Raw genomic sequence first — 1,210 nt, 5'->3', positions numbered from 1 at the left:
AAGGAACAGCCCGGCCTGGTCATCCTGGGCAAGCAGGCCATCGACGACGACGCCAACCAGACCGGCCAGATGCTGGCGGCCCTGCTGGGCTGGGCCCAGGGCACCTTCGCCAGCAAGGTGGTGCCGGCGGAAGGGACCGTTGCCGTGACGCGTGAGATCGACGGCGGTCTGGAGACGGTGGATCTGAAGCTGCCGGCGGTGGTGACCACCGACCTGCGCCTGAACGAGCCGCGCTACGCCTCGCTGCCCAACATCATGAAGGCCAAGAAGAAACCGCTGGAGACGGTGGACGCCGCCAGCCTGGGTGTGGACCTGACGCCGCGGCTGAAGACGCTGAAGGTGGCGGAGCCGCCAAAGCGGGCCGGCGGGGTGAAGGTGGGCTCCGTCCAGGAGCTGGTGGCCAAGCTGAAGACCGAAGCGCGGGTGATCTGACCATGACGACTCTTGTTATCGCTGAGCCCTCGGTCGAGGGCGTGAAGGTCCCGACGCTGACCACCCTGGGTGCGGCCGCCAAGCTGGGCGGCGACGTGCATGTGCTGGTGCTGGGGCAAGGTGTGGGCGCCGTGGCCGAGGCGACGGCCCAGGTCGCCGGTGTGGCCAAGGTGCTGACGGCGGATGCCGCCGAGCTGGCCCATGGCCTGGCGGAGAACGTGGCCCCGCTGGTGGTGGGGCTGGTGAAGGCCGGCGGCTACAGCCACGTGCTGGCCCCCAGCACCACCTTCGGCAAGAACGTGGCGCCGCGCATCGCGGCCTTGCTGGACGTGGCGCAGATCAGCGACATCACCGGGGTGGAAAGCCCCGACACCTTCACCCGGCCCATCTACGCCGGCAACGCCATCGCCACCGTGCAGTCCAGCGACCCGGTGAAGGTGGCGACGGTGCGCGGCACGGCGTTCGAGGCGGTGGCCGCCACCGGCGGCAGCGCCAGTGTCGAGGCCGCGGCCGGCGCCGCTGACGCCGGCCTGTCGAAGTTCGTGAGCCAGGAGGTGTCGAAGTCCGAACGGCCGGAGCTGACCAGCGCCCGGGTGATCGTCTCGGGCGGCCGGGGCATGCAGTCGGGCGACAACTTCCCCCTGCTGGAGGCGCTGGCCGACAAGCTGGGGGCGGCCGTGGGCGCGTCGCGCGCGGCGGTGGACGCCGGTTTCGTGCCCAACGACTACCAAGTCGGGCAGACGGGCAAGATCGTGGCGCCGGAGCTGTACATCGCCGT

General features: G+C 70.7%; 2 protein-coding genes. Both read left to right on the top strand.

All coding sequences use genetic code 11. The annotated features are described in order from the left end of the window. Positions 1-432, top strand: a 432-nt coding sequence (locus FBZ87_RS28985) for an electron transfer flavoprotein subunit beta/FixA family protein (protein WP_145614031.1), incomplete at its 5' end; no start/stop codon positions are given. Positions 433-434: 2 nt separating this feature from the next. Continuing rightward, positions 435-1,210, top strand: a 776-nt coding sequence (locus tag FBZ87_RS28980) for an electron transfer flavoprotein subunit alpha/FixB family protein (protein WP_145614030.1), incomplete at its 3' end; no start/stop codon positions are given.

The organism is Nitrospirillum amazonense (genome assembly GCF_007828035.1).
GTDB lineage: Bacteria > Pseudomonadota > Alphaproteobacteria > Azospirillales > Azospirillaceae > Nitrospirillum > Nitrospirillum amazonense.
The sequence above is the reverse complement of the archived record's forward strand: the minus strand, read 5'-3'. Positions and strand labels throughout refer to the sequence as shown.